23 protein-coding genes and 1 pseudogene are annotated in these 24063 nt (G+C 62.9%); 10 read left to right on the forward strand and 14 right to left on the reverse strand.

All coding sequences use genetic code 11. The features are described 5' to 3' along the window. Positions 1 to 159 precede the first annotated feature (159 nt). Genes ACZ9IU_RS20625 through tsaD form a run of 4 tightly spaced genes read right to left on the reverse strand, consistent with a single transcriptional unit; the run spans position 160 to position 3023 of the window. Positions 160 to 591, reverse strand: coding sequence for an EVE domain-containing protein (locus tag ACZ9IU_RS20625; RefSeq protein WP_038546531.1), 432 nt, complete (start codon positions 589 to 591; stop codon positions 160 to 162). Positions 592 to 599: 8 nt separating this feature from the next. Further along, a complete protein-coding gene (locus ACZ9IU_RS20630; RefSeq protein WP_038546535.1) occupies positions 600 to 890 on the reverse strand; it encodes a YciI-like protein in 291 nt (96 codons plus the stop codon). 37 nt (positions 891 to 927) lie between these two features. Beyond that, on the reverse strand, positions 928 to 1929 hold the full coding sequence (locus ACZ9IU_RS20635; RefSeq protein ID WP_038546538.1) for an NAD(P)H-dependent glycerol-3-phosphate dehydrogenase: 1002 nt from the start codon (positions 1927 to 1929) through the stop codon (positions 928 to 930). Continuing rightward, on the reverse strand, positions 1926 to 3023 hold the full coding sequence (tsaD, locus tag ACZ9IU_RS20640; RefSeq protein WP_038546541.1) for a tRNA (adenosine(37)-N6)-threonylcarbamoyltransferase complex transferase subunit TsaD: 1098 nt from the start codon (positions 3021 to 3023) through the stop codon (positions 1926 to 1928). Before tsaD ends, ACZ9IU_RS20635 begins: the two co-directional genes overlap by 4 nt. A 71-nt stretch (positions 3024 to 3094) precedes the next feature. Between tsaD and hemC the strand changes: the two genes are divergently transcribed. The 5 genes from hemC (at position 3095) to ACZ9IU_RS20665 (ending at position 8232) form a co-directional block, all read left to right on the forward strand. Next, positions 3095 to 4024 carry a hydroxymethylbilane synthase gene (gene hemC / locus ACZ9IU_RS20645; RefSeq protein ID WP_038549778.1) on the forward strand — a complete coding sequence of 310 codons (930 nt, stop codon included), beginning with the start codon at positions 3095 to 3097 and terminating at the stop codon, positions 4022 to 4024. A gap of 4 nt (positions 4025 to 4028) precedes the next feature. After that, positions 4029 to 4739 carry a uroporphyrinogen-III synthase gene (locus tag ACZ9IU_RS20650; protein ID WP_038546543.1) on the forward strand — a complete coding sequence of 237 codons (711 nt, stop codon included), beginning with the start codon at positions 4029 to 4031 and terminating at the stop codon, positions 4737 to 4739. A 90-nt stretch (positions 4740 to 4829) separates the two neighbouring features. After that, positions 4830 to 6080, forward strand: a complete 1251-nt coding sequence (locus ACZ9IU_RS20655) for a COG4223 family protein (RefSeq protein ID WP_038546545.1) — start codon at positions 4830 to 4832, stop codon at positions 6078 to 6080. Positions 6081 to 6095: 15 nt separating this feature from the next. After that, complete coding sequence (locus ACZ9IU_RS20660) at positions 6096 to 7730, forward strand: heme biosynthesis protein HemY (protein ID WP_038546547.1); 1635 nt, start codon at positions 6096 to 6098, stop codon at positions 7728 to 7730. Between the two features lie 22 nt (positions 7731 to 7752). Continuing rightward, a complete protein-coding gene (locus ACZ9IU_RS20665; RefSeq protein ID WP_038546549.1) occupies positions 7753 to 8232 on the forward strand; it encodes a tellurite resistance TerB family protein in 480 nt (159 codons plus the stop codon). A 77-nt stretch (positions 8233 to 8309) separates the two neighbouring features. Here the strand turns inward: ACZ9IU_RS20665 and ACZ9IU_RS20670 are convergent, their stop codons facing one another. Then, positions 8310 to 9569, reverse strand: a complete 1260-nt coding sequence (locus ACZ9IU_RS20670; protein ID WP_038546552.1) for an MFS transporter — start codon at positions 9567 to 9569, stop codon at positions 8310 to 8312. Positions 9570 to 9710: 141 nt separating this feature from the next. On the opposite strand from ACZ9IU_RS20670, the gene ACZ9IU_RS20675 reads away from it, so the two are divergent. Further along, a complete protein-coding gene (locus ACZ9IU_RS20675; protein WP_038546555.1) occupies positions 9711 to 10001 on the forward strand; it encodes a YggT family protein in 291 nt (96 codons plus the stop codon). Continuing rightward, the gene (locus tag ACZ9IU_RS20680; RefSeq protein WP_038546558.1) at positions 9998 to 10312 is read left to right on the forward strand and encodes a DUF167 domain-containing protein; all 315 of its coding nucleotides are present in this window, start codon (positions 9998 to 10000) and stop codon (positions 10310 to 10312) included. The genes ACZ9IU_RS20675 and ACZ9IU_RS20680 overlap by 4 nt, the downstream gene beginning before the upstream one ends. 4 nt (positions 10313 to 10316) lie before the next feature. On the opposite strand, the gene ppa is transcribed toward ACZ9IU_RS20680, so the two are convergent. The 7 genes from ppa to ACZ9IU_RS20715 form a co-directional block, all read right to left on the reverse strand. After that, positions 10317 to 10850 carry an inorganic diphosphatase gene (ppa, locus tag ACZ9IU_RS20685; RefSeq protein WP_038546562.1) on the reverse strand — a complete coding sequence of 178 codons (534 nt, stop codon included), beginning with the start codon at positions 10848 to 10850 and terminating at the stop codon, positions 10317 to 10319. Positions 10851 to 10997: 147 nt separating this feature from the next. Continuing rightward, positions 10998 to 11504: a GNAT family N-acetyltransferase gene (locus ACZ9IU_RS20690; RefSeq protein WP_038546565.1), complete on the reverse strand. Its 507-nt coding sequence runs from the start codon at positions 11502 to 11504 to the stop codon at positions 10998 to 11000. 204 nt (positions 11505 to 11708) lie between these two features. Then, complete coding sequence (gene typA, locus ACZ9IU_RS20695; RefSeq protein ID WP_038546568.1) at positions 11709 to 13532, reverse strand: translational GTPase TypA; 1824 nt, start codon at positions 13530 to 13532, stop codon at positions 11709 to 11711. Between the two features lie 115 nt (positions 13533 to 13647). Beyond that, entirely contained in the window at positions 13648 to 15327 is a 1680-nt protein-coding gene (locus ACZ9IU_RS20700) for an ABC transporter permease (protein ID WP_038546570.1), read from the reverse strand. A gap of 11 nt (positions 15328 to 15338) precedes the next feature. Further along, positions 15339 to 16298 carry an ABC transporter substrate-binding protein gene (locus tag ACZ9IU_RS20705; protein WP_038546573.1) on the reverse strand — a complete coding sequence of 320 codons (960 nt, stop codon included), beginning with the start codon at positions 16296 to 16298 and terminating at the stop codon, positions 15339 to 15341. Continuing rightward, entirely contained in the window at positions 16291 to 17406 is a 1116-nt protein-coding gene (locus ACZ9IU_RS20710) for an ABC transporter ATP-binding protein (protein WP_038546576.1), read from the reverse strand. Before ACZ9IU_RS20710 ends, ACZ9IU_RS20705 begins: the two co-directional genes overlap by 8 nt. Positions 17407 to 17555: 149 nt before the next feature. After that, complete coding sequence (locus tag ACZ9IU_RS20715; RefSeq protein ID WP_038546577.1) at positions 17556 to 19646, reverse strand: M3 family metallopeptidase; 2091 nt, start codon at positions 19644 to 19646, stop codon at positions 17556 to 17558. Between the two features lie 186 nt (positions 19647 to 19832). Here ACZ9IU_RS20715 and ACZ9IU_RS20720 point away from each other — a divergent pair, with 186 nt between their 5' ends. After that, positions 19833 to 20255 carry a hypothetical protein gene (locus ACZ9IU_RS20720; protein ID WP_038546579.1) on the forward strand — a complete coding sequence of 141 codons (423 nt, stop codon included), beginning with the start codon at positions 19833 to 19835 and terminating at the stop codon, positions 20253 to 20255. A 7-nt stretch (positions 20256 to 20262) separates the two neighbouring features. Here the strand turns inward: ACZ9IU_RS20720 and ACZ9IU_RS20725 are convergent, their stop codons facing one another. Continuing rightward, positions 20263 to 20904 (reverse strand): LysE family translocator, encoded by a 642-nt coding sequence (locus ACZ9IU_RS20725; protein WP_038546581.1) that lies wholly within the window; start codon positions 20902 to 20904, stop codon positions 20263 to 20265. Positions 20905 to 21057: 153 nt separating this feature from the next. Between ACZ9IU_RS20725 and ACZ9IU_RS20730 the strand changes: the two genes are divergently transcribed. After that, a complete protein-coding gene (locus tag ACZ9IU_RS20730; RefSeq protein ID WP_038546583.1) occupies positions 21058 to 21522 on the forward strand; it encodes a MarR family winged helix-turn-helix transcriptional regulator in 465 nt (154 codons plus the stop codon). 22 nt (positions 21523 to 21544) lie between these two features. Beyond that, positions 21545 to 22721: pseudogene (locus ACZ9IU_RS20735) on the forward strand (multidrug effflux MFS transporter). Positions 22722 to 22774: 53 nt separating this feature from the next. On the opposite strand, the gene ACZ9IU_RS20740 reads toward ACZ9IU_RS20735, so the two are convergent. Continuing rightward, a complete protein-coding gene (locus ACZ9IU_RS20740; protein WP_038546590.1) occupies positions 22775 to 23998 on the reverse strand; it encodes an argininosuccinate synthase in 1224 nt (407 codons plus the stop codon). Positions 23999 to 24063: the final 65 nt, after the last annotated feature.

Here is a 24063-nt window from a genome sequence, read left to right on the forward strand (position 1 = left end):
CTGAAAAGCCCATTCGCCTCAGAATTTTCGCGATTGGCCAACCAAACACAACCAACCAAATAATGACTATCAACCAATGCCAAATGCTGAACGACCCCATTGAAGCCCCCTAAAATCGCTTGGCGTGCAGCCAACACTCCGCACAACCGTCACTTTAGGTTAACGCGGCGGATTGTCGAGACCGCCGAGCTTGCAGATCTCGAAATATTCCTCGTCGGTCACCGGCTGCACCGAAAGCCGCATCGACGTCACCAGCGACATCTTCTCGAACTTCGGGTTCGCCTTGATATCCTTCAGCGTCACCGGGGTCGGTATGTCGGTCACCGCCCGGATGTCGACGCAATCCCACTTCGGATCGCCTTTGGCGCTCGAATCGGGATGGGACAGCGCGCAGACCTCGACGATGCCGACGATCTCCAGCCCGTCATTCGAGTGGTAGAAGAAGCCCTTGTCGCCGATCTTCATGGCCCGCATGTTGTTGCGCGCCAGGTAGTTTCGCACGCCGGTCCATTCGGTGCCCTTTTCGCCCGCCGCCTTCTGCTGCTCCCAGGACCACGACGACGGTTCGGATTTGTAAAGCCAATATGCCATCTGTCGCCTCACTCCGGCTTGTTGAAGACCCAGTTCCAGGCCTTCACTTCGACCTTCTCGAAGAGGCCGGCCAGGTAATAGGGATCGGCCTCGGCGATCAGCCGGGCGGCGGCCATGTCAGCGGCTTCGACGACCACGAGGCTGCCGTTCGGCTTGCCGTCGTCATCGAGGAACGGGCCTGCGAACTTCAGCACGCCCTCGGCATTGAGCTTGTTCAGATGCTCCAGATGGGTGGGGCGGGTTTCCATCCGGACGTTCAGATGGCCGGGCTTGTCGGTGCACAGAAACGCAAACAGCATCAGTCTCTCCTTGCATGATCCTATTGGGAAAACGGTCTTATTCGGTGGTGATCGGCCGGGTCATCAGCTGTTCCATGGCCGTCATGATATCGAGCTTGCCGTCGATGATATCGGCCACCGCGTTGGTGACCGGCAGTTCGACCGAAAATTTCTTGCCCAGACGCGCCGCGACGGATGCCGCAAACGCCCCTTCGACCAGCGGTCCGCCGGCCTGAGTGCCCTCGCCCCAGCTACCGCCACTTTGCCCGAGCGCGATGCCGAAACGCAGGTTGCGCGATTGATGGCTGGTGCCGGTCAGCACCAGATCGCCGAGGCCCGACAAGCCCCGCACCGTATCCGCCTTGCCGCCCATCGCCTCAACCAGTCGCGACATTTCCGCAAGCCCGCGCGAGATCAGTGCTGCACGCGCCGATTCGCCGAGTCCGGCGCCTTCGATGATGCCGCAGGCAATCGCCAGCACGTTCTTCAGCGCGCCGCCGAGCTGCACCCCGATCCGGTCGTTGGAGGCATAGAGGCGGAAGGTGCGGCTCGAGAGCGCGTTGGCGAGCCGTTCCGCCAAGGCCTCGTCCCCCGCTGCAATCGCCATCGCCGTCGGCAGGCCGCGGGCGATATCCGCCGCAAAACCAGGCCCCGAAAGCACCGCGACCGGATGATGCGGCAATTCCGCCTCCAGCAGGTCGGTCAGCAACCGGCCGGAAGACTTGTCGATGCCCTTGGCGCAGGTGACGACCACCGCGCCGTCTGCCAGATAAGGGCCGTAATGCCGCGCCGCATCCGCCTGCGCCTGCGAGGGCATGGCGAAGAGCACCAGGCTCGCCTCGCCGATCGCGTCCGGCTCGGCGGAAAACTCCAGCGCATCCGGCAAAGGCACGCCGGGAAGGGCCGCATCGTGCACCCGGTCGTCGCGCAGATCGCTCATCAGCGAGGGATCGCGGCCGATCAGGGTCACCGGATGTCGGCCTTCCAGCGAAATCACCGCGGCAAGCGCAGTTCCGAAAGCGCCGGCGCCGATGACGACGATCCGTTCCCGAGCAATCATGCCTTGGCTCCTCGCTTGCCGGACCCGAGCAGGGTCTTGGCGTCCTTGTCGAGCGGCCAGCGCGAGCGCGGCGCCACGTCGAGCCCATCCGCCGGCAGATCTTCCGCCATCCGCTCGAGCCCCGCCCAGGCGATCATCGCCGCATTGTCGGTGCAGAGTCTCAGCGGCGGCGCGATGAAGCGGAAGCCGTTCTCGATGCAGAGCGCCTGCAGCGTCCGGCGAATTTCCTGGTTCGCGGCAACGCCACCCGCGACGACCAGCGCCCGGTCGACGTCGAGATGCGCGAACTCCTGTTTGAAGCGGGCAAGCCCGCGGCCGATACGGTCGCGCAGCGTCCGCGAAACCGCCTTCTGGAACGAGGCGCAGATATCGGCAATATCCTGCTCGCTGAGCGGCGCGATCTCGGTCGCCGCCTGGCGCACCGCCGTCTTCAAGCCCGAGAAGGAAAAGTCGAGCCGGGCTTCGCCAACCAGCGGCCGTGGCAGCGAGAACCGGTCCGGGTTGCCTTTCAGCGCCGCCTTCTCGACCGCCGGCCCGCCGGGATAGGGAAGCCCCAGCAGTTTTGCCGTCTTGTCGAAGGCTTCGCCGAGCGCATCGTCGATCGTCGTGCCCCAGCGCTCGTATTCGCCGACGCCGCGCACCAGTACCAGCTGGGTATGGCCGCCGGACACGAGCAGCATCAGGTAGGGAAAGGAAAGCCCGTCGGTCAACCGTGCCGTCAAGGCATGGCCTTCGAGGTGGTTGATCGCCATCAGCGGCTTGCCGGCCGCCCGCGCGATCGCCTTGGCCGTCATCAGCCCGACGATCAGGCCGCCGATCAGGCCAGGCCCGGATGTCGCGGCAATCGCATCGATCTCGTCGAGCGACACATTGGCGCGGGTGAGCGCTTCCTCGATCAGCCCGTCCAGCGCCTCGACATGCGCACGCGCCGCGATTTCCGGCACGACGCCGCCATAGGCACTGTGCTCGTCGAGCTGCGACAGCACGATATCGGAGAGGATTTCGCCGCGGCCGTCCTCATGGCGCGCGACGACGGAAGCCGCCGTCTCGTCGCAGCTAGTTTCAATGCCGAGGATGCGAAGAAAGGTCGCCATACGCCTATCTATAATTGCGATGCCGGATAAACCGGTTTACGAAAGCTTCCGGTAACAATGGAATGACGCGGATGCAAACAAAACCTTTCCGGATCGGCACGCGCGGCAGCCCGCTGGCGCTCGCCCAGGCTTCCGAAACGCGCGCACGGCTGATGACGGCGCATGGCCTGCCGGAGGAGATGTTCGAGATCGTCGTACTGTCGACCACCGGCGACCGCATCACCGACCGGGCGCTGACCGAGCTCGGCGGCAAGGGCCTGTTCACCCAGGAACTGGAGGAAGGGCTGATCTCCGGCGATCTCGATTTCGCCGTCCATTCCTCGAAAGACATGCCGACAAAACTGCCCGACGGCCTGCGTCTCGCCGCCTACCTGCCCCGCGAAGATTTTCGCGATGCGTTTATCGGTCGCACCGCCCATACGCTGGCCGCACTTCCGGATGGCGCCACCGTCGGCTCCTCGTCGCTGCGCCGCCAGGCGCTGATCCGCCGCATCCGTCCGGACATTGAGGTCATCACCTTCCGCGGCCTCGTCGAGACCCGGCTGCGCAAGCTGAACGAAGGCCAGGTGGATGCGACCCTGCTTGCCTATGCCGGCCTGAAGCGCCTCGGCAAGCAGGACGTGGTCACCGAACTGCTCGACCCGCAGGATTTTCCCCCTGCACCGGCGCAGGGCGCGATCTGCGTCGAAAGCCGCATCGGTGACGCCCGCATCGACGCGCTTCTCGACCCGATCAACGACCGCCCGACCTATGACGCGGTCTCCTGCGAACGCGCCTTTCTGGCCGCACTCGACGGTTCCTGTCGCACCCCGATCGGCGGGTACGCCATCTGCGAGGGCGACCATCTGAAGTTCTCGGGCCTCATCCTGACGCCGGATGGCCGCAAGGAACATTCGATCGAGACCGAGGGCAAACGAGCCAACGCAGAAAAGCTCGGCAGGCAGGCGGGCGAAGCCGTTCGCGCGGCGGCCGGTTCCGATTTCTTCGAAGGCTGGTCGTAACGCGATGCGGGTCGTCGTCACCCGCCCCGAAAACTCGGCCCGCCGCACCGCCGAACGGCTGCAAAACCTTGGTCATCAGCCGGTTCTGCTGCCCCTGACCAAGGCGGTCCATCATCCGGAAGTCGCCGAGGCCGCGCTCGCCGGCCCCCATTCCGCGCTGGCCGTCACCAGCGCCGAAGCCGTCCGGGTGCTGTCCTTGCCGGGCGACCACCTGCCCCTGTTTCTCGGCCAAACCCTTTATGCTGTCGGAGAAACAACGGCAAAGGCGGCCGAAGATGCCGGCTTCCGGGACATTCGCCGTGGCCCCGGCACAGGCGCCGAACTCGCGAAAATCATCGCAAGCGATGCATCTTCGTTCGACGCTCCGCTGCTCTACCTTGCCGGCAGGCCGCGTTCGCCAAAATTCGAAGATGGCCTGCATGCGACGGGGGTGCCGTTCGTCACCGCCGAAATCTACGAAATGGCACCCATAGCCTACGATGAGGTTTTCATCCGCGCCACCCTGCTCGATCCACCCGTGGATGCGGTGCTTCTCTATTCGCGGGAAAACGCCCGGCTGTTCTGTGATTTCGCTGCGCCGCACCTGAAGGAACTTGCATCCGTGCAGTTCCTCTGCCTCAGCGCCAATGTCGCCGAAATCATTCCGCGGGAATTTCACAGAAATATCAAGATCGCCAGCCATCCTGACGAGGATGGCGTATTCGCACTCCTTTAGTCGAGGTGTGGCGCCAAAATCCCGCCCGCCCCTTTCTTTCCTAAGACCCACCCACTAGTTTCCTGTGAGCGCATGCAAAAAGAGGTCGAGATGGTACCGGAACAACCACCCCGCCGATCCAAGACGGACAAGGAGCCGGTCACGATCGACTTGACCGCCGAGCAATCTGATGTCCTCGCCGAACCTGTCCGCAGCAACGACACCGACGAAGCGGTGAGCACGACCGAGCCCACCGAGGACGTTTCTGCAACAGCCGAAGAGCCGGCCAAGCCCGAGTCCGCGAAAGAACCGGCGTCCAGTCCCTCGGCCGCGGACGAGCCGCGTTATGACGACCCCTGGTCTGCCGCCGCCCGGAGCGAACCGCAGCCCGCGACCGTGGCGCCCGAACCGGAGCCAGTTCCCGCCCCGCACCATCGCACGAGTCCTGCCACGTCGACGTTGATCGCGGCCGGCATTTTCGGCGGCATCGTCGCGCTGCTGCTGGCCGGCAGCATGCAATATGCCGGTTACCTGCCCGGCGCCACGCCCGCTCCGGCGGCCTCCAACACGGCCGGCCTCTCCTCCGAGATCGCCGCTTTGCGCCAAGAAATTGCGGCCCTCAAAAACCGTCCCACCACCGCAGCAGCGCCGGATACAGCGCTCGCCAATCGCGTCGCAGCCCTTGAAACCGCGCCCAAGGCATCGAGCAGCGCCAGCGATCAGGCGCTTGCAGCGCTGAAGGCCGATCTCGACCGGCTTCGCGCCACCGTCCAGTCGGCGGCGAGCGCCGGTTCCGGTCTCGCCCAGCGCCTCGACCAGGCCGAGGCCAAGCTGAACGATCGCGGCCCGGAACAGCAGGTCGCCCGCGCCGTCGCAGCCGCCGCCCTCAAGGCCGGCATCGATCGCGGCGGTCCGTTCGAAACCGAACTGCAGACCTTCGTGAGCGTCGCCGGCGACGATCCCGCCGTCGCCGACCTGCAAAAGTTCGCGTCCGCCGGCGTGCCCGCCCGCGCCGAGCTGCAGCGTGACTTCCCCCGCATTGCCGATGCCATGCTGGAAGCGACCGCCCAGCCCGATCCCAACCAGGGCATTGCCGGCCGGCTGCTTGCCTCCGCCATGTCGGTGGTCAAGGTCCGCCGCGTCGGCGACGTCCAGGGCGCGACGCCGGATGCGATCGTCGCCCGCATGGAAGAGGCCCTGCGCAACGGCAATCTCCAGGCCTCCGCCCGCGAATGGGACGCGCTGCCGGAACCGGCAAAAGCCGTTTCGCGCGATTTCAAGCAGAAGCTCGATGCCCGCATTCAGGTGGAAAATCTCGTGGGCGGAACGCTGACGCGTGCCGTCGCCGGCACCCAAGGCTGAGGACGGAAGAACCGGATGGTCAGACTTTTCATTTTTCTCGTTGTGGTGCTGGCTCTCGGCTGGGGTTTCTCCTGGCTCGCGGATCGCCCCGGCCTGATTTCCATCACCTGGCAGGACCACCTGATCGAAACCAGCCTGATGGTGGCCGCCACCGCCGTGGTCGCGCTGGTCGGCTTTGCCATGATCCTCTGGTGGATCGTGGGGGTGATCTGGACCTCGCCCTATTCCGTCCGCCGTTATTTTCGCGCCCGCAAGCGGGATCGCGGCTATCAGGCGCTGTCGACCGGCCTGATAGCCGCCGGCGCCGGCAATGCTCTGCTCGCCCGCAAGATGAGTCTTCGCACCCGCGGGCTGATCAGCGCCGACCAGGAGCCGCTGATCCATCTCCTCGAAGCACAGGCCGCCCTCATCGAAGGCAAGCACGACGAAGCGCGCAAGAAATTCGAGCAGATGGCCGAGGATCCGGAAACCCGGGAACTCGGCCTGCGCGGCCTCTACATGGAAGCCCGCCGGCTCGGCGCCAACGAGGCCGCCCGCCAATATGCGGAAAAGGCCGTCGAACACGCGCCCTACCTGCCCTGGGCCGCCCAGGCGACGCTCGAATCCCGCAGTCAGTCCGGTCGCTGGGACGATGCGATCCGCCTGCTCGACCAGCAGCGCATGGCCAATATTCTTGAAAAGCCGAAGGCCGAACGCTGGAAGGCCGTGCTCCTGACGGCCAAGGCAAACGACCGGCTGGAAGGCGATCCGAAGGGCGCCCGCGACGACGCCATGGCGGCTTTGAAGCTCGCCAAGGATCTGGTGCCCGCCGCCGTCATCGCCGCCAAGGCCTGGCTGCGTGAGGACAATGTCCGCAAGGCCGCATCGGTCCTCGAAGGCGTCTGGAAGCTCGGGCCCCATCCGGAAATCGCCCGCGCCTATGTCCGTGCCCGCAGTGGCGACAGCACCGTCGACCGGCTGAAACGCGCCGAAAAGCTCGAAGCGATGCGACCCAACAATGTCGAATCGCTGCTGGCCGTCGCCCAGGCGGCGCTCGACGCACAGGAGTTCAGGAAGGCCCGCGCCAAGGCGGAGGCCGCCGCCCGGATGGAGCCCCGCGAGGCCGTCTACCTGCTGCTCGCCGATATCGAGGAGGGCGAGACCGGCGATCAGGGCCGCGTCCGGCACTGGATGGCGCAGGCGCTGCGAGCACCCCGCGACCCGGCCTGGGTGGCCGACGGGCACGTCTCGGAAAAATGGCTGCCGATTTCCCCGGTCACCGGCCGGCTCGACGCCTTCGAATGGAAGGCGCCGTTCGACCAGCTCGAAGGCCCGGTCGAGGAAGGTTCGCTCGCAGCCGATACGGCAATCGCCAGCCTGCCGCCCGTCACCGAGGTGCCGGCTTTCACCCCGAAGGCCGAGTCTCGCGCCGAGGAAGCGCCGCGGCCGATCGTGGTTCCGGTTAAGCCCGTTCCGCAGGAGGCAAAGCCGGCTCCGAAGGAGTTAGCTGTTGCAGCAAAAACACCAGCGCCTGCGAATGTGACGTCAAAGGACGGAAAAACCCCTAAAAATAGGGAGGAGCCAGTTCCCTTTTTCGGCCGCCCGCCGGATGATCCGGGTGTGAAAGATCCCGATGCCGGGCAGCCTGCAACGAGGCTCCGGTTGTTCTAGAATGGCGAGGGCCTGGAGATAGATGTTAGATCGCATTCAGGCCTTCCTCCACACTCTGACAGGATCCCACCATACACAGGAATTCGCGCCCGATGATCCGCGGGTGGCGTTCGTGGCGCTATGTTTCCAGGTCATGGAGGCGGACGGCAATATTTCCGATCAGGAACAGCAGAAGTTTCGCGATCTGCTGCGCGAACGTTACGACTTGAGCGAGGATCGCCTGAAGACCTTGATCGAGGTCGGCCACCAGGCCGGCAGCGAGGCGGTCGATTATTACCGCTTCACGTCCGATCTCAGAAAGCATCTCGTCAACGAAGAAGACCGCGTCGAGCTGCTCGGCATCCTCTGGGATATCGTTTATGCCGACGGCCAGCGCAGCGAAATCGAAGATCATGTGATCTGGAGGATCGCCGATCTTCTGGGCGTCTCGGCGCGCGACAGGGTTCTGGAACGCCAGCAGGCCGCCGCCCGTGCAACCCTGGGAGACCAGGGAGAAGACTGACGGTCCCCGATGCCGATGCTTCCGCCAACCACGACGACGCTTCAGATATTCGCCATGCTGTGCCGTCGGCCGGCGCTTCAGGCCGGCTGAGCCGATTTCTCTTCCCGCTCCGGTGCCTCGAGGCTGTCGATCCGGCGCAGCTTCGGGAAGCTCATGGACCAGATGATCGCGACCGCCAGCGTGCCGACACCGCCGATGACCACGGCCGGCATCGCCCCGAAGATCGAGGCCATCGTACCTGCCCGGAATTCCCCGAGTTCGTTGGACGCGCCGACGAACACCATGTTGACCGCATTGACCCGGCCACGCACTTCGTCCGGCGTCCAGAGCGCGATCAGCGTTTCGCGCACATAGACCGAGATCATGTCCGACGCGCCCATCAGCATCAGCGCCGAAATCGACAGCCAGGGCGTCACTGAGAGACCGAAGACCAGCGTGCCCACTCCGAACAGCCCGACACCGATGAACATTGCCACGCCGGCATGGTGGCGGATCGGGTAGAAGGCGAGGTAGATCGCGACAATGATCGCCCCGACGCCCGGTGCTGCCCGCAGCATGCCGAGGCCCCAGGGCCCGAGTTCGAGAATATCGCGCGCAAAGATCGGCATCAGCGCCACCGCGCCGCCGAGCAGCACGGCGAAGAGATCGAGCGAGATCGCCCCGAGCACGATCTTTTCACCGGAGATGAACTTGAAACCGGCGAGGATCTGGCCCCAGCTCACCTTCTCGACCGCGTTTCGCTGCGGAGGCTTCGGGATCATGAAGACCAGAGCACCCGCCAGGATGAGAAAGGCGAAGGCGACCGAATAGGCGGCGATCGCACTGACGCCGTACAGCAGACCGCCGGCAACCGGACCGAGGATCGCAGCCGTCTGCCATGACGAGGAGTTCCAGGCGACCGCATTCGGCAGATCCTGTTCCGGCACCAGGTTCGGCCCGAGCGACTGCACCGCGGGCCCCATGAAGGCGCGCTCGATCCCGAACACGATCAGTATGCCGAACACCGGCCAGGGCGAAAACGAATGCGTGACGGTGAGGGCCAGCAGGGCGCCGGCGCAGAGCGCTCCGACCACCATGCAGGCCGCCACGATCGCGCGCCGGTTATAGCGGTCGGCGACCGAGCCGGTGACGAGGATCAGGAGCAGCGACGGCAGGAACTGGAAAAGCCCGATCAGGCCGAGATAGAGCGGATTGCTGGTCTCGTCGTACATCTGCCAGCCGACCGCGACGCTGATGATCTGGATCGCGAAAGCCGAAAAGAGCCGGGAAAAGAAGAAGCGAGTATAGGATGAGTGCCGGAAGGCGGCGAAACGATCGCCCGAGGCAGGAATGGACATAAGGCAGCACTTTCAGCGGAGCCGGAAGCCGGCAGCGTGCCTGTCGCCCGTTAAACATGAATCGGATGAGGCGCGGGCGCGGCACTTGCCCGTTAGTTCGCCAATGTCTACATGTCTGTCAACAAAGAAATGGAGACGTTAATGCTCGCCCTGTTTCAGACCATCGATTTGGCCTTGAACCTCTATACCTGGGTGCTGATTGCCAGCGCCATCTTTTCCTGGCTCTTTGCCTTCAACGTCATCAATTCGCGAAACCAGTTCGTCGATGCGGTCGGTCGTTTCCTCTTCAACGTCACCGAACCGGTGCTGCGCCCCATCCGCCGCATCATGCCGGATCTCGGCGGCATCGACATTTCGCCGGTCGTCCTGCTGCTGATCATCTTCTTCATCCGCTCGCTGATGTGGACGTCGATCTATCCGCTGTTTGCGTGAGCGGTCCTTATAGCAGGCATTCCGATCATCTGCGGCTCGCAATCCGGCTCACGCCGAATTCGGGCCGCAATGCTGTCGACGGCATCGAGACCGCAGCCGATGGCGACATTTTCCTGAAGGCACGCGTCACCGCCGTGCCGGAGGACGGCAAGGCCAACAAGGCGCTGATCCTGCTGCTGGCCGATACGTTCCGTCTCCCCAAATCCTCGATCTCGATCCTGTCGGGCGAAACCGCGCGCAAAAAAATCCTCCGGATCGATGGCGACCCGGAGGACTTGGAAGAGAAATTCAAAAAAGTCCTGAAAGCCTGATGGCTTACTTGCTTGCCTTGTAGCGCTCGATGGCTTCGATGATCAGTGTCTTGGCCACGTCGACATTCTGCCAGCCGCCGATCTTCACCCACTTGCCGGGCTCCAGATCCTTGTAGTGCTCGAAGAAATGCTCGATCTGCTTCAGCGTGATCTCGGGCATATCCGTGTAGTTCTTGATCTTGTCGTAGCGCTGGGTCAGCTTCGGAACCGGCACGGCAATGATCTTCTCATCCTTGCCGCCATCATCTTCCATGATCATCACGCCGATCGGGCGCACGTTGATGACGCAGCCGGGAACCAGCGGACGGGTGTTGCAGATAAGGACGTCGATTGGGTCGCCGTCTTCAGAGAGCGTATGCGGTACGAAGCCGTAATTGCCCGGATAGGTCATCGGCGTGTAGAGGAAGCGATCGACGACAAGAGCGCCGGCTTCCTTGTCCATTTCGTACTTGATCGGCTGGCCGCCGACCGGCACTTCAACGATGACGTTGACGTCTTCAGGCGGATTCTTGCCAACGGAAATTGCATCGATACGCATTCTAGTCCCCGATGAGGTTCGACAAAGTTAAGCGTCGATAGCGGGAATCATGCTGCAAGGCAACAAGGCTTTGACGCCAATATTGAACCACGCGGTGCGCCGAAACATTAGAAAGCGTTTAAATTCAAGGTCTTCAAGCCTGACCGTTCAAGGCCAGACAAAACCGATCTTGCGAAGCTGCGTGCCGCCGAAATCTTCCATGCCTTCGGCGAGATCCACGCCGCCGTGCCGGCGGAAGAAACGCGCCGCATGCTCGCTGTCCTCAAGGCACCAGACGACCAGGCCTTCGCAGCCGAGCGACTTCAGGAGCCGGCGGCTTTCGCCGAACAGGCGGCGGCCAAGGCCGATGCCCTGGAATTCCGGACGCAGATAGATCTCGTAGATCTCGCCGTCGTAAGGCAGGGCACGGGCGCGGTTGAGGCCGATCGTCGCATAACCGGCGACCTGGTCGGCGACGTCGAGAACCAGCAGCGTTGCCGGCCCGCGCGTCGCCTTGCGCCACCAGGTCTCGCCCCGGCGCTCCAGCATCTGGGTTAGCGGCTTGTAGGGAATGAGGCCTGCATAGGCCTGGGTCCATGCCTGGCGGTGCGCCTCGGAAATGGCGCGAGCGTCTTGCGGTTCGGCCCGCCGGACATCGATCGATAACGTCTTCATAACGTTTACTCTAGGCCCTGATGTCGGCAATCCGCCATTCCACCAATGTGTGTAGAGCGGATTGCCCACAGACTTCTCATGTGGACAACGAGGCAACGTTAACGTGTTTTTAACCTTTGCGACAAGGCCGGGCAGGTCGTAGGCACAGAAAAAACCCCGGCATTTCTACCGGGGTTTTGAAAGGCTCGGAGCATGCTGTCGAAATCAGGCGATCTTCGCCTTGCCGAAGCGCTTGCGGTCGTTGGCGTCGAGATAGGTCTTGCGCAGACGGATGTTCTTCGGCGTCACTTCCATCAGCTCGTCGTCCTGGATCCAGGAGAGGGCGCGGTCGAGCGTCATGCGGATCGGCGGGGTCAGGCGAACGGCTTCGTCCTTGCCGGCAGAGCGGATGTTGGTCAGCTGCTTGCCCTTGAGGACATTGACCTCGAGGTCGTTGTCTCTGCTGTGAATGCCGATGATCATGCCGGCATAGACCTTCTCGCCCGGCTCGATGATCATCGGGCCGCGGTCTTCCAGGTTGAACATCGCATAGGCGACGGCTTCGCCGGCCTGGTTGGACAACAGCACGCCGTTGGTGCGGCCGCCGATTTCACCCTTGTAGGGCTGATAGTCGTGGAACAGGCGGTTCATGATCGCCGTGCCGCGGGTATCGGTCAGAAGTTCCGACTGGTAGCCGATCAGGCCGCGGGTCGGCGCAAAGAATACCAGGCGGACGCGGCTGCCGCCGGACGGACGCAGCTCGGCCATTTCCGCCTTGCGCTCGGACATCTTCTGCACGACGACGCCGGAATGTTCTTCATCGACGTCGATGACGACTTCCTCGATCGGCTCCATCAGCGTGCCGTCCTCGGACTTGTGCATGACGACGCGCGGACGCGACACGGCAAGCTCGAAGCCTTCGCGGCGCATGGTTTCGATCAGCACGGCGAGCTGCAATTCGCCACGGCCGGACACGAAGAACGAATCCTTGCCGTCCGATTCCTCGATCTTCAGCGCGACATTGCCTTCGGCTTCCTTGAACAGGCGATCGCGGATGACGCGCGAGGTGACCTTGTCGCCTTCGGTGCCGGCCAGGGGTGAGTCATTGACGAGGAAGGACATGGTGACGGTCGGCGGGTCGATCGGCTGTGCGTGCAGCGCCTCTGTGACCGAGGGATCGCAGAACGTATCGGCGACCGTGCCCTTGGAGAGGCCGGCGATCGCGACGATATCGCCCGCATGCGCTTCGTCGATCGGCGTACGTTCGATGCCGCGGAAGGCGAGAATCTTGGAGATACGGCCGGTCTCGACCGTCTTGCCGTCCTGGCTCAGAACCTTGACAGCCTGGTTCGGCTTGATCGAGCCGGAATGGATACGGCCGGTGATGATACGGCCGAGGAAGGGGTTGGCTTCGAGCAGCGTGCCGATCATGCGGAACGCGCCGTCTTCTTCACCGACGCTCGGCTCGGGAACGTGCTTCAGCACCAGATCGAGAAGCGGGGCGAGACCCTGGTCCTTCGGGCCTTCCGGATTGACGTTCATCCAGCCATCGCGACCGGAACCGTAAAGGATCGGGAAATCGAGCTGTTCGTCGGTGGCGTCGAGGTTGGCGAAGAGGTCGAAGACTTCGTTGATGACTTCCTCATGGCGGCCGTCCGGACGGTCGATCTTGTTGATCGCGACGATCGGGCGAAGGCCGACCTTCAGCGCCTTGCCGACCACGAACTTGGTCTGCGGCATCGGACCTTCGGAAGAGTCGACGAGAACGATCGCGCCGTCCACCATCGAGAGAATGCGCTCGACTTCGCCACCGAAGTCGGCGTGGCCGGGCGTGTCGACGATGTTGACGCGAACGCCCTTCCACTCGATCGAGGTCGCCTTGGCAAGAATGGTAATGCCACGTTCTTTTTCGAGATCGTTGCTGTCCATCATGCGCTCGGTGGTGCGCTGGTTGTCGCGGAACGAGCCGGACTGCTTCAGAAGTTCGTCAACGAGGGTGGTCTTCCCATGGTCAACGTGTGCGATAATCGCGATATTGCGCATTTTCATGTTTTGAATCTCTGAGCTTTGGCGCGGCGACGGGAGGCGGCACCCAATTCGTTTTGCGGCCTCATACCCTGTTTTTCGCATTTGCGAAAGGGGTGAGCGCGATGATGGTTGACGGCTATTCCGCCACCAGCCCGCTGCGCCTCAACAGCGTCAGCAGGAGGAGCGGCAGCAGGGTGGTAATCACGATCGCGATGAAGGCCATGGCCATGCCGAGACCGATCGACCCCTGTTCGAACTGCCGCCAGATGAATGTGGCGATCGTCTGCATGCCGACCGGTGCGACGACGACAGAGGCGACCAGCTCGCGGGAAGCGAGCGCAAAGACCAGCAGCATGGCCGATGCAAGGCTTGGAAAGACCAGCGGCAGCAGGATGCGCCGGAAGGCCGTGATGCTGCTGGCACCGAACACGCGGGCCGCTGCCTCCAGATTGTCACCGATCTGCTGGAAGGCCGCCGTGGTATAGCGTACAGGCTGCGGCAGCAGGATGCAACAATAGGCAAGCAGCAGGATAAAGGCGGTGTTGTAGGGCGTCGCCGGCAGCCAGGGCATGTTCCAGGCAAGGATCAGCCCGACCGCCACGACAATGCCGGGCAGCGCGTTCGGCAATATGGTCATGATGTCGATCGCCGTGCGGCCGCGCATCCGCGTCTTGACCACCGTGTAGGCTGCGGTCACGCCGATCAGCCCGGTGATCAGCGCCGTGGCGATGCCGAGCGAGAAACTGTTCACCAGTGCCCCGACCGCGCCGGCGCTGTTGCTGAACACTAGGATGAAATTGTTGAGGCTGAGATTGCCGAGCGCCAGCCCGCCGGAAATCGTCCGCGACAGCGCCGTCGCCAGGATCGCCAGCAGCGGCACCCCGGTCGCCAGGAACGCCACCACTGAGAAGGCGATCATCACAGGCACCTTCAGGGCGCCGAGCGGCCGTTTGTCCTTGGCGCTCGGCTTGCCGCCCACCGTCTGGTAGGAGCGCCGCAAAAGGATCCAGCGTTGCAGCAGGAATGTGACGAGGGACATGGCGACCAGCAGCAGCGACAGGATCGCCGCACCCGGAAGATCGATCGGCCAGTCGGTGATGCGAAGGTCGATGCCGGTCACCAGCACCTGGAAACCGGCACGACGGCCGAGTGCTGCCGGCGTGCCGTATTCCTCGATGGCGGCTGCGAAAACCAGCATCAGGCTGGCGGCAAGGCCGGGAGCCGACAACGGCAGCGTGATCCGCCAGAAAGCCCGCGCCGGCGTCGCACCGAAGACGCGGCCGACATCGGCGTAACGGGAGCCAACGGCTTCCACCGTGCGCGACACCGCGAAATAAACGACCGGAAAGGTGTTGAAGGCCATGACCAGCGTCATGCCGAACAGCGAGAACAGGAATGGCGCGAGGTTGAAGCCGACCAGCTGCTGCAGATAACCGCGCGGCTGCAGCGTCATGATCCAGCCGAGCGTCGCGATATAGGGCGGGATCATGAAGGGAACGAGCAGGACCACATCCCAGAACGGGGCGAAGGGAATGCGGTAGAGCGCTCGGAACACGCCGAGCGGCACAGCGACCACGGCCGAGGCGAGCACCACGCAGAAGCCGAGCAGCAGCGTATTGCCGGCCATGCCGATCAGCGCGCTATCGGCAAGCGTCGAGAAAAGAGAGGAGAAAGGGCCCGCGAACGAACCCTGTCCAAGATTGGGGAAGATGCCCTGCAGCACCACGGCGATGAAGGGAATGGCGACGACGAGGACCAGTCCCGCGATCGCGAGCCAGGCGGCCGGAGCCGCGCCGCCGATGCCGTTCGCCTTCATGCGCCTGTTCCTTACTTGCCGCCGTAGATCTTGGTAATCTCGGCCAGCGTTTCCTTGCGCTTGCCGTAGACGGTGGCGGTATCGTACTTCAGCAGCTTCAGGTCGCTGATCAGCGGACGGTTAGCCGGGATATCGGTGCGGGCCGGCATCAGCATTTCGTCGGCAACGGCCTTCTGGCCTTCGTCTGACAGCATGTAGTCGATGAACTTCTTGGCGTCGTCCTGGTTCTTGGACCAGTTGAGGATCATCGCCGGGCGCGGTGCGATGACCGTGCCGGAAGCCGGGAAGATCACGTCGATCGATTCACCCTTCGCCTTGGCAGCGAGCGTGATGTAATCGACGGCGCCGAAGACGGCGGCCTTGGCACCCTGCAGGACCGGGTTCAGAGCATCTGCATTGGCGCCGGCAATGATCGCGCCATTGGCCTTCAGGCCGTTGAAGAGCTTGAAACTATCCTGGCCGGCGAGAGCGGCCGTCAGTTCGAACGACGAGCCGGACTGCGCCGGATCCGGAATGTTGACGAGGTCCTTGTATTCCTTACTTGTCAGGTCGGCCCATTCGGTCGGCTTCGGCGTGCCGCTCTTGGTATTCCAGGCAATGCCGAGTGCCGAGATCCCTTGCGCGACGGCGCCTTCCGTCTTCAGGAAGTCCGGAACCTTGGCAGCGTTGGGGCTCGAATACTTGACGAGCCAGCCGCGCTTGGCGAAGTCGGTGGCGGTATCCCAGGAAGCCGAAACCAGAACGTCAACGACCGGGTTTGCGGCTTCGGCTTCGATACGAGCCATGACCTTGCCGGTCGTCGCCTGGAAGACGTTGACCTTGATGCCGGTCTGCTTGGTGAAGCCGGCCGACAGCTTGTCGATCAGGCTCTGGGGACCGGCGGTATAGACGGTGACGTCGGCATGGGCGACGCCCGCCGTAAGTGCTGCGGCAACGACGCCGAAAGTGATGCTCTTCAATGATTTAAGCATGTTGCAAACTCTCCTTTTGGGATGAATGAACGCGTGGGGAAAACCAGCGGATCTGATCCGGATCGATCGAAAGGCCGACGCCGTCGCCCGGCCGAAGCTTGACGCGGCTCAGAACCTGCAATTCCATATGGGTGGGGCCGACGAGCGAAACCGTCGCCAGGTGCCCGTCGCCGCGGAACTGCGAGCGCAGCACGGTTGCCGCAAGCCGCCCCGGCCCGACGTCACTGACCGAGATCGAGCCGACCGGAATGAGCACGCGGGCGCTCGCGCCGGCATCGCCTTCACTCCGCAGTAGCGCCACGTCGCTGCCCTTGAAGACCCACAGCCCGTCGCGATAGTCGAGATCGGCGATGCCGCCGAGGCGCAGGAAGTCCGCCACTTCAGGCGTCGCCGGCTTATCGATCAGCTGGTCGGGGGATGCGAGCTGTTCGATCAGCCCGCCGCGCATCACCGCGACGTCGTCGGCGAGCGTCAGCGCTTCCGCGTGGTCGTGCGTGACATAGATGGCGGTCAGACCGAGCGTTGCGATCAGCTCGGCAAGTTCGCCGACCATGTTTTCGCGCAGCTCGCGGTCGAGGTTGGACAACGGCTCGTCGAAGAGGATGAGCTGCGGTTCGGCGACGATGGCACGGGCGATCGCCACGCGCTGCTGCTGGCCGCCGGACAGATCGCTTGGACGGCGGTCCACATAGGCACCGAGACCGACACGCTCCAGCGCCCGCATCGTGCGAGACTGGCGTTCGGCCTTGCCGAGGCCACGCATCTCGAGCGGAAAGGAAACATTGCCGCCGACCGTCAGATGCGGCCACAGCGCGTAGTCCTGAAAGACCATGCCGAGATTGCGCTTTTCGGGCGGGGAGAATGTATTCGCGGCGGCATCCGCAACCACCTGGCCGACAATCGAGATCGAACCCTTGGTCGGCGCCAGCAATCCGGCGACGAGGCGCAGAAGCGTGGTCTTTCCGCAGCCGGAGGGGCCGAGAAGGGCAAGCGTCTTGCCCTTCGAAAGCGAGATATCGATGCCCTTGAGAACCGGCGTCGCGCCGTAATGCAATTCCACCCCGGCCGTCGAGACGGCGGCATGTGTCGCTGGGGGCTGAAAGGTCATGGGGAACCGGCATCGGTTAGAGGCGATGCCGGTTTCCTATTAAGGTTCCATGACAATGGTGTTACGGTTTTATGACGGCCGAATGACAGGCCGATGATCGGCGGATCATCAGCTCCATCTCATCCGACAAGACCGGGATCACGACGCGCTCAGGCGTCGCTGCCGGACAGCTCCTCGACCATCGCGAGGCCCTTTTTCTTCAACATCGCCTGCGGGTCGGGCAGCTTGCCGCGGAAGGCCTTGTAAGTCTCTTCCGGATCGATCGAGCCGCCGACCGAATAGATGTTGTTCTTGAGCTTGCGGGCCATGACCGGATCGAAGGCATTGCCGGTTTCCTCGAAGGCGGAGAAGGCGTCCGCATCGAGCACTTCCGACCACATGTAGGAATAGTAGCCGGCCGAATAGCCGTCGCCCGAAAACACATGCTGGAAATGCGGCGTCGCGTGGCGCATGACGATCGAAGCCGGCATGCCGAGTTCGTCGAGTACTTCCTTCTGCACCACCATCGGATCCTCGACCGCTCCGCGGGTGTGGAATGCCATGTCGACCAGCGCCGAGGAGGTGAATTCCACGGTCGCGAAGCCGGCATTAAAGGTGCGTGCCGCCAATACCTTGTCGAGCAGCGCCTTCGGCATCGGTTTGCCGGTCTCGTGATGCACGGCGTATTTCTCGAGGATTTCCGGCACGGTCAGCCAGTGTTCGTAGAGCTGCGACGGCAATTCGACGAAATCGCGCGATACGCCGGTGCCGGAGACCGACGGATAGGTCACGTCCGACAGCATGCCGTGCAGCGCATGGCCGAACTCGTGGAACAGCGTGCGGGCATCGTCGAGCGACAGCAGTGCCGGCTTGCCTTCGGCGGGCTTGGCGAAATTGCAGACGTTGTAGATGATCGGCAGTTCGCCTGTCGCACCGTTCTTCAGCGGCAGCTTGTGCTGCGACTGCAGGGAATTCATCCAGGCGCCGGAGCGCTTCGAGGAGCGGGCGAAATAATCGCCGAGGAACAGCGCCTTCAGCGAACCATCCCTGTCGCGGACTTCGAACACCCGTACATCCGGATGATAGGCCGCCACACCCTTCACTTCGACCGCCTTGATGCCGAACAGACGCTCGGCAACGTCGAAGCAGGCCTCGATGATCTTTTCCAGCTGCAGATAGGGCTTTAGCTCGGTTTCGGAAAAATCGAAGGTCCGCTGGCGCAGCTTCTCGGCGTAATGCCGCCAGTCCCAGGGCATGACCTCATGGTTCTTGCCTTCCTCGGCGATCAGCCCGCCAAGGCTCGCCTCTTCCTCCAGCGCCTTGGAGCGCGCCTTGTCCCAGACCTTGCGGAGCAGGGAATTCACCGCGTCTGCGGTCTTCGCCATCGTATTGTCGAGCTTGTAGGCCGCAAAATTCTCGTATCCGAGCAGCTTTGCCTTTTCCGCCCGCAGCGCCAGCGTTTCGCGCACGATCCCGAGATTGTCGGTCTCGCCGCCATTTTGTCCGCGCGCAGCCCATGCCTTGAATGCCTGTTCGCGCAGGTCCCGTCGGGTCGAGAAGGTCAGGAACGGTTCGATGATCGAGCGTGACAGCGTCACCATATAGCCGTCCGTCTCGCCGCGCTCACGGGCAGCGGACGCCATGGCATCGCGCAGGAAGGCCGGCAGGCCGTCCAGCTCGGCCTCGCCCGACAATTTCAGCGACCAGCTCTTCTCGTCACCGAGGACGTTCTGACCAAACTTGGCGCCGAGCCCGGCAAGCTTTTCGTTGATATCGGCAAGCCGCTCCTGCTCAGCCTTGGCAAGCTTGGCACCGGCCTTGACGAAGCCCTTCCAGTGACGTTCCAGCACGCGCTCTTCCTCAAGCGTCAGGCCCAGCTCCTTGCGCTTCTCCCAAAGCCTGTCGATGCGGGAAAACAGCGCCGCATTCATGCCGATCTTCGAATAATGGCGCGACATTTTTGGCGCGATCTCACGCTCGAGCGCCTGAATATTCTCGTTGGTATGCGCGCCGGCCTTGCCCCAGAACAGCGACGAAACGCGCGACAGCTCGTCGCCCGCGGTCTCCAGTGCAACGACGGTATTGGTGAAGGTCGGCTCTTCCGGATTGCTGGCGATCGCCTCGATCTCCGCTTCGTGGATGCCAAGTGCCGACTCGAAGCCGGGAGCGAAGTCCTCGTCCTTCACCTGATCGAAACGCGGTAGGCCGTGATGGCCGTTCCAGTCCACGAGAGCGGGGTTCACCAGAAGATTAGAAGACATGCAAATATCCTTCCTAACGATGCATCGCCATTCATATAGGAGAAGCCGGCGGGAATGGGTATGCGCCTGTCCATTTTCGATTTCCGGCAAGAAATCATACATAACAATTAACGGTTATTAACCATTTGACGCAGTGCAGTAATCAAAGGTACTTTTGGCCAGTATCCGATGAATCAGGATATAGCCATGGAAATCAGTTCCTTGCGCTGGTCTACCAACTTACTGCAAAGAGACCATTCTCGAAACAATAAAGTCGAGAAGTCATCCGAGCATGGAAGTCGGCAGAGCCAGATCACCTTTCAGGTGCCCGACACGGATGAATCGCCGATCGATTTTTCGGCGATCACCCCGCGGGATCTGCGTGCGCTCGCGCTTGAAAACTATCAGGCGGGCAGGATCGACCAGGACACTTACATCACGTTGTCCGAAGAACTTCCAACGCACGCCGTCGATGCTCAGGGACAGTTGATGGACCTGTCGCAGGTCACAGACGAAACCGGCTTCAACTTCCACGATTATTACCGCAATCAGCTCGAGATCGCCATGTCGCTTGGCGATACGCCCCGCGCCAATGTCCTTCGCGCGGTGATGGCCTTCATCGAAGTCTAATCGAAGCTCAGGCGCGCCTGTAGCCGAACAGGCCCGGTGCCGAATGCCAGAGCGCCTGCACCGCAAAACCGATGAACAGCAGGCCGGAAAGCCGGACGATCACCCTTTCATGCTTGCGGTAGAACCGCCGCACCACGCCGGCCCCGATAATCCCGATGAGCACCAGATCGGCCGTCAGAAACCCGATCAGCGACACGGCGAGAAGCACCGGCAACGCGCTGAAATCCAGCGCATCGGCTGAACTCGCCAGCAGTGCCGTGAAGGTTGCCAGCGCCACCGGATAACCTTTGGGGTTGGTCAACCCGAAAATCAGCCCCCGCCGCAGCGGCTTTTCGACCGTCACCAGAGCGCCGCCATCCTTCTTCGGCTTCGCCCGCAACGCGCTCCAGCCGATCCAGCCAAGATAGAGACCGCAGAAAACCCCGAGGATGTCGAAGACGGTGGTGCCGACCGTCTTGGCGCCGATGATCGCCACCAGCGCCAGTCCGGACCAGAGAATGTCTCCCGCCAGATGGCCGCCCATGAAGAAGGCCCCGGCCTGCCTCCCCTGTCCGGCACCGATGCCGAGCAGCGCCAGGAATGCCGGGCCGGGAATGAGCGTATAGGCGAGCGCCGCGAAAAAGGCGCCGGCAAGCAGCGATGAGGACATGGAGAAGCTCCGTCGGAAGGCTGCGACAATCTCGCCGCAGGTTTCGCCGGTGTCAATGCAACCGAACCCCGTTTTCCGTTTGCCTCACACCCGAAAGATAGTAAGGGTACCTTACAAAATTTGCATATAAAGGCGAAAGGTGCCGAAGAGGGCATGGACAGTTTGGGATTTCTGATCGCCGACAGTGCCCGATTGCTGCGTGCCGCCTTCGAGCGCCGCATCGCCGAGGCCGGCCTCGGACTGACGCCCGGCGAGGCGCGGGCGCTCCTGAACATCGCGACCGTCGACGGCAGCCGCCAGCTCGACATCGCTGCCCGCATGGGCGTCGAGCCGATGACGCTCTGCGCCTATCTCGACAAGCTGGAGGCGCTCGGACTGGTCGAAAGGCAGCAATGCTCTGCTGACCGGCGCGTCAAGCGGATCAATCTCACCAAGACCTCCGACGAGATGATCGGCTCGATCCGCCACGAACTGAACGCCATCCTTGCTCAGGCGACCGAAGGCTTGAGCGAGGAAAACAGCCGCATCCTGCGCGAGGCATTGGCCGCGTTCAACGCCAACCTCCAGGCCGTAGCCCCCTCCGTCATGCTCCAGACCGCATTCGATGAAAGCCGATAACATGCCGCCTGTCCCCGCTCGGATGAGCGAGCGTCGAACCACAATCATCGGCGCGCTCCTGACGGCAATCGGACCGATCTCGATGGCGATCTACACGCCGGCCATGCCGGAGCTGGTGCATGCCTTTTCGACCACGGAGGCAGCGATCAAGATGTCGCTGTCGCTCTATTTTGCCGGGTTCGCACTGGCGCAGCTGGTTGCCGGCCCCGTCTCCGACGCCTTCGGCCGCAAGACCGCCTCGCTGAGTTTTCTCCTGGTCTATCTGGCCGGTTCTCTGCTTGCCGCCTTTGCTCCCACGGTCGAATGGGTGCTCGCTGGCCGCCTGATCCAGGGTATCGGCGCTTCGGTCGGCGTCACCGTGTCGCGCGCCATTGTCCGCGACCAGTTCAACGGCGGCGACGCTGCCCGGATCATCAACACGATGGGCATCATCCTGGCGATCGGGCCGTCTCTCGGCCCGACGGTCGGCGGCCTCGCCCTGGCCGCGTTCGGCTGGCGATCGGTATTCCTGCTGATGGTCGGCTTCGGCGCCCTGCTGGTCTTCCTGTCGACCGTCTGCCTGAAGGAAACCACGGTGCCCGATCGCAGTCGGCTGAAGCCGCTGCGGCTCGTCCAGGCCTATGCGGAAATCGTCGCCCTTGCCGCGCTTCCTGTTTACCGCGGTCGTTCTGGGCGGCGCCGTCGGCTCCATGTATGCCCAGGCGGCCGTGCTGCCGTTCATCCTGATCGAGAAGGTCGGGTTGACGCCCATCCAGTTCGGCATGAGCATGCTGATGCAATCCGGTTTCTTCCTGATGGGTTCGGTCTGCCTCCGCGTCATCTCGAGATGGTTGCCGGCCGAACAGGCGCCCCTGGTTGGACTGATTTTCAGCGGCAGCGGTGGTCTCGTCATGGCCCTTTCGATCCACTACCTGCCGCCATCCTTTCTGTCGGTCATGGTGCCGGTTGCCATGTGCGCCTTCGGGATCGCCTTCGTATCGCCCTACATGACCGCGGCAGGCCTCATCCCCTTCCCGCATATTGCCGGGTCGGCGTCCGCGATGATGGGCTTCATCCAGATGGGCGCCGGCTTCGTGGGCGGCGTCGCCGCCGCCTCGATCGGCTCGCCGCTACCGGCCTTCGGCATCGTCATTCCCGCCATGCACCTGATCGCCGTGCTCGGTTACATCGGCTTCCGGATCGCCAGCCGCAAGGCATGAAAAAACCCGCCTCCCTTTCGGGCAGGCGGGCTTCGGCGATCGGATTATCGGAGTTACTTGCCGAGATTGCGCTTGGCGAGGGTGCGCAGGCGCAGCGCATTGAGCTTGATGAAGCCGGCAGCATCCTTCTGGTCGTAGGCGCCCTGGTCGTCCTCGAAGGTGACCAGCTTGTCGGAATAGAGCGACTTTTCGCTCTCGCGGCCGATGACCATAACATTGCCCTTGTAGAGCTTAAGCGTCACTTCGCCTTCGACATGCTCCTGGCTCTTATCGATCAGCGCCTGCAGCATTTCGCGCTCCGGCGAGAACCAGAAGCCGTAATAGATGAGCTCCGCGTAACGCGGCATGATGTCATCCTTGAGATGCGCGGCACCACGGTCCAGCGTGATCGACTCGATCGCACGGTGGGCGGCGAGCAGGATCGTGCCGCCGGGGGTTTCGTAGACGCCGCGCGATTTCATGCCGACATAGCGGTTCTCGACGAGGTCGAGACGGCCGATGCCGTTGTCGCGGCCGTAATTGTTGAGCGCGGCAAGAAGGGTCGCCGGCGACATGGCGACACCGTTGATGGAAACCGCATCGCCCTTCTTAAAGCCGACCTTGATGACGGTCGCCTTGTCCGGAGCAGCTTCCGGCGAAATGGTGCGCATATGCACGTATTCGGGAGCCTCGATGGCCGGGTCTTCGAGAACCTTGCCTTCGGAAGACGAGTGCAAAAGGTTGGCGTCGACGGAGAACGGCGCTTCGCCCATCTTGTCCTTGGCAACCGGGATCTGGTTTTCCTCGGCGAACTTCAGAAGATCGGTGCGGCTCTTGAAAGCCCAGTCACGCCACGGCGCGATCACCTTGATATCCGGGTTCAGCGCATAGGCCGAAAGCTCGAAACGAACCTGGTCGTTGCCCTTGCCGGTGGCGCCATGGGCAATCGCATCGGCACCGGTCTTTTTGGCGATCTCGATCAGGTGCTTGGAGATCAGCGGACGGGCGATCGAGGTGCCGAGCAGGTAGACGCCTTCATAGACGGCATTGGCGCGGAACATCGGGAAGACGAAATCGCGCACGAACTCTTCGCGCACGTCCTCGATATAGATCTCCTTGATGCCGAGCATCTCGGCCTTCTTGCGGGCCGGCTCCAGTTCCTCGCCCTGACCGAGATCGGCGGTGAAGGTCACCACCTCGGCGTTCAGTTCGGTCTGCAGCCATTTCAGGATGATCGAGGTGTCGAGGCCGCCGGAATAGGCGAGAACGACCTTCTTTACGTCTTTCGGGAGTGCCATGTCGATTTACGTCCGTCTGCGGGTGGAAGCGGTTGTTGAAACTGCCAAGTCAGGATTTGCGGCAC

The organism is Mesorhizobium sp. USDA 4132 (genome assembly GCF_056279545.1).

Excerpts from the sequence above, each read along its gene's own strand:
- ACZ9IU_RS20625 (WP_038546531.1), bottom strand. The coding sequence starts at position 591 with ATGGCATATTGGCTTTACAAATCCGAACCGTCGTCGTGGTCCTGGGAG.
- ACZ9IU_RS20630 (WP_038546535.1), bottom strand. The coding sequence starts at position 890 with ATGCTGTTTGCGTTTCTGTGCACCGACAAGCCCGGCCATCTGAACGTC.
- ACZ9IU_RS20635 (WP_038546538.1), bottom strand. The coding sequence starts at position 1,929 with ATGATTGCTCGGGAACGGATCGTCGTCATCGGCGCCGGCGCTTTCGGA.
- tsaD (WP_038546541.1), bottom strand. The coding sequence starts at position 3,023 with ATGGCGACCTTTCTTCGCATCCTCGGCATTGAAACTAGCTGCGACGAG.
- hemC (WP_038549778.1), top strand. The coding sequence starts at position 3,095 with ATGCAAACAAAACCTTTCCGGATCGGCACGCGCGGCAGCCCGCTGGCG.
- ACZ9IU_RS20650 (WP_038546543.1), top strand. The coding sequence starts at position 4,029 with ATGCGGGTCGTCGTCACCCGCCCCGAAAACTCGGCCCGCCGCACCGCC.
- ACZ9IU_RS20655 (WP_038546545.1), top strand. The coding sequence starts at position 4,830 with ATGGTACCGGAACAACCACCCCGCCGATCCAAGACGGACAAGGAGCCG.
- ACZ9IU_RS20660 (WP_038546547.1), top strand. The coding sequence starts at position 6,096 with ATGGTCAGACTTTTCATTTTTCTCGTTGTGGTGCTGGCTCTCGGCTGG.
- ACZ9IU_RS20665 (WP_038546549.1), top strand. The coding sequence starts at position 7,753 with ATGTTAGATCGCATTCAGGCCTTCCTCCACACTCTGACAGGATCCCAC.
- ACZ9IU_RS20670 (WP_038546552.1), bottom strand. The coding sequence starts at position 9,569 with ATGTCCATTCCTGCCTCGGGCGATCGTTTCGCCGCCTTCCGGCACTCA.
- ACZ9IU_RS20675 (WP_038546555.1), top strand. The coding sequence starts at position 9,711 with ATGCTCGCCCTGTTTCAGACCATCGATTTGGCCTTGAACCTCTATACC.
- ppa (WP_038546562.1), bottom strand. The coding sequence starts at position 10,850 with ATGCGTATCGATGCAATTTCCGTTGGCAAGAATCCGCCTGAAGACGTC.
- ACZ9IU_RS20690 (WP_038546565.1), bottom strand. The coding sequence starts at position 11,504 with ATGAAGACGTTATCGATCGATGTCCGGCGGGCCGAACCGCAAGACGCT.
- typA (WP_038546568.1), bottom strand. The coding sequence starts at position 13,532 with ATGAAAATGCGCAATATCGCGATTATCGCACACGTTGACCATGGGAAG.
- ACZ9IU_RS20700 (WP_038546570.1), bottom strand. The coding sequence starts at position 15,327 with ATGAAGGCGAACGGCATCGGCGGCGCGGCTCCGGCCGCCTGGCTCGCG.
- ACZ9IU_RS20705 (WP_038546573.1), bottom strand. The coding sequence starts at position 16,298 with ATGCTTAAATCATTGAAGAGCATCACTTTCGGCGTCGTTGCCGCAGCA.
- ACZ9IU_RS20710 (WP_038546576.1), bottom strand. The coding sequence starts at position 17,406 with ATGACCTTTCAGCCCCCAGCGACACATGCCGCCGTCTCGACGGCCGGG.
- ACZ9IU_RS20715 (WP_038546577.1), bottom strand. The coding sequence starts at position 19,646 with ATGTCTTCTAATCTTCTGGTGAACCCCGCTCTCGTGGACTGGAACGGC.
- ACZ9IU_RS20720 (WP_038546579.1), top strand. The coding sequence starts at position 19,833 with ATGGAAATCAGTTCCTTGCGCTGGTCTACCAACTTACTGCAAAGAGAC.
- ACZ9IU_RS20725 (WP_038546581.1), bottom strand. The coding sequence starts at position 20,904 with ATGTCCTCATCGCTGCTTGCCGGCGCCTTTTTCGCGGCGCTCGCCTAT.
- ACZ9IU_RS20730 (WP_038546583.1), top strand. The coding sequence starts at position 21,058 with ATGGACAGTTTGGGATTTCTGATCGCCGACAGTGCCCGATTGCTGCGT.
- ACZ9IU_RS20740 (WP_038546590.1), bottom strand. The coding sequence starts at position 23,998 with ATGGCACTCCCGAAAGACGTAAAGAAGGTCGTTCTCGCCTATTCCGGC.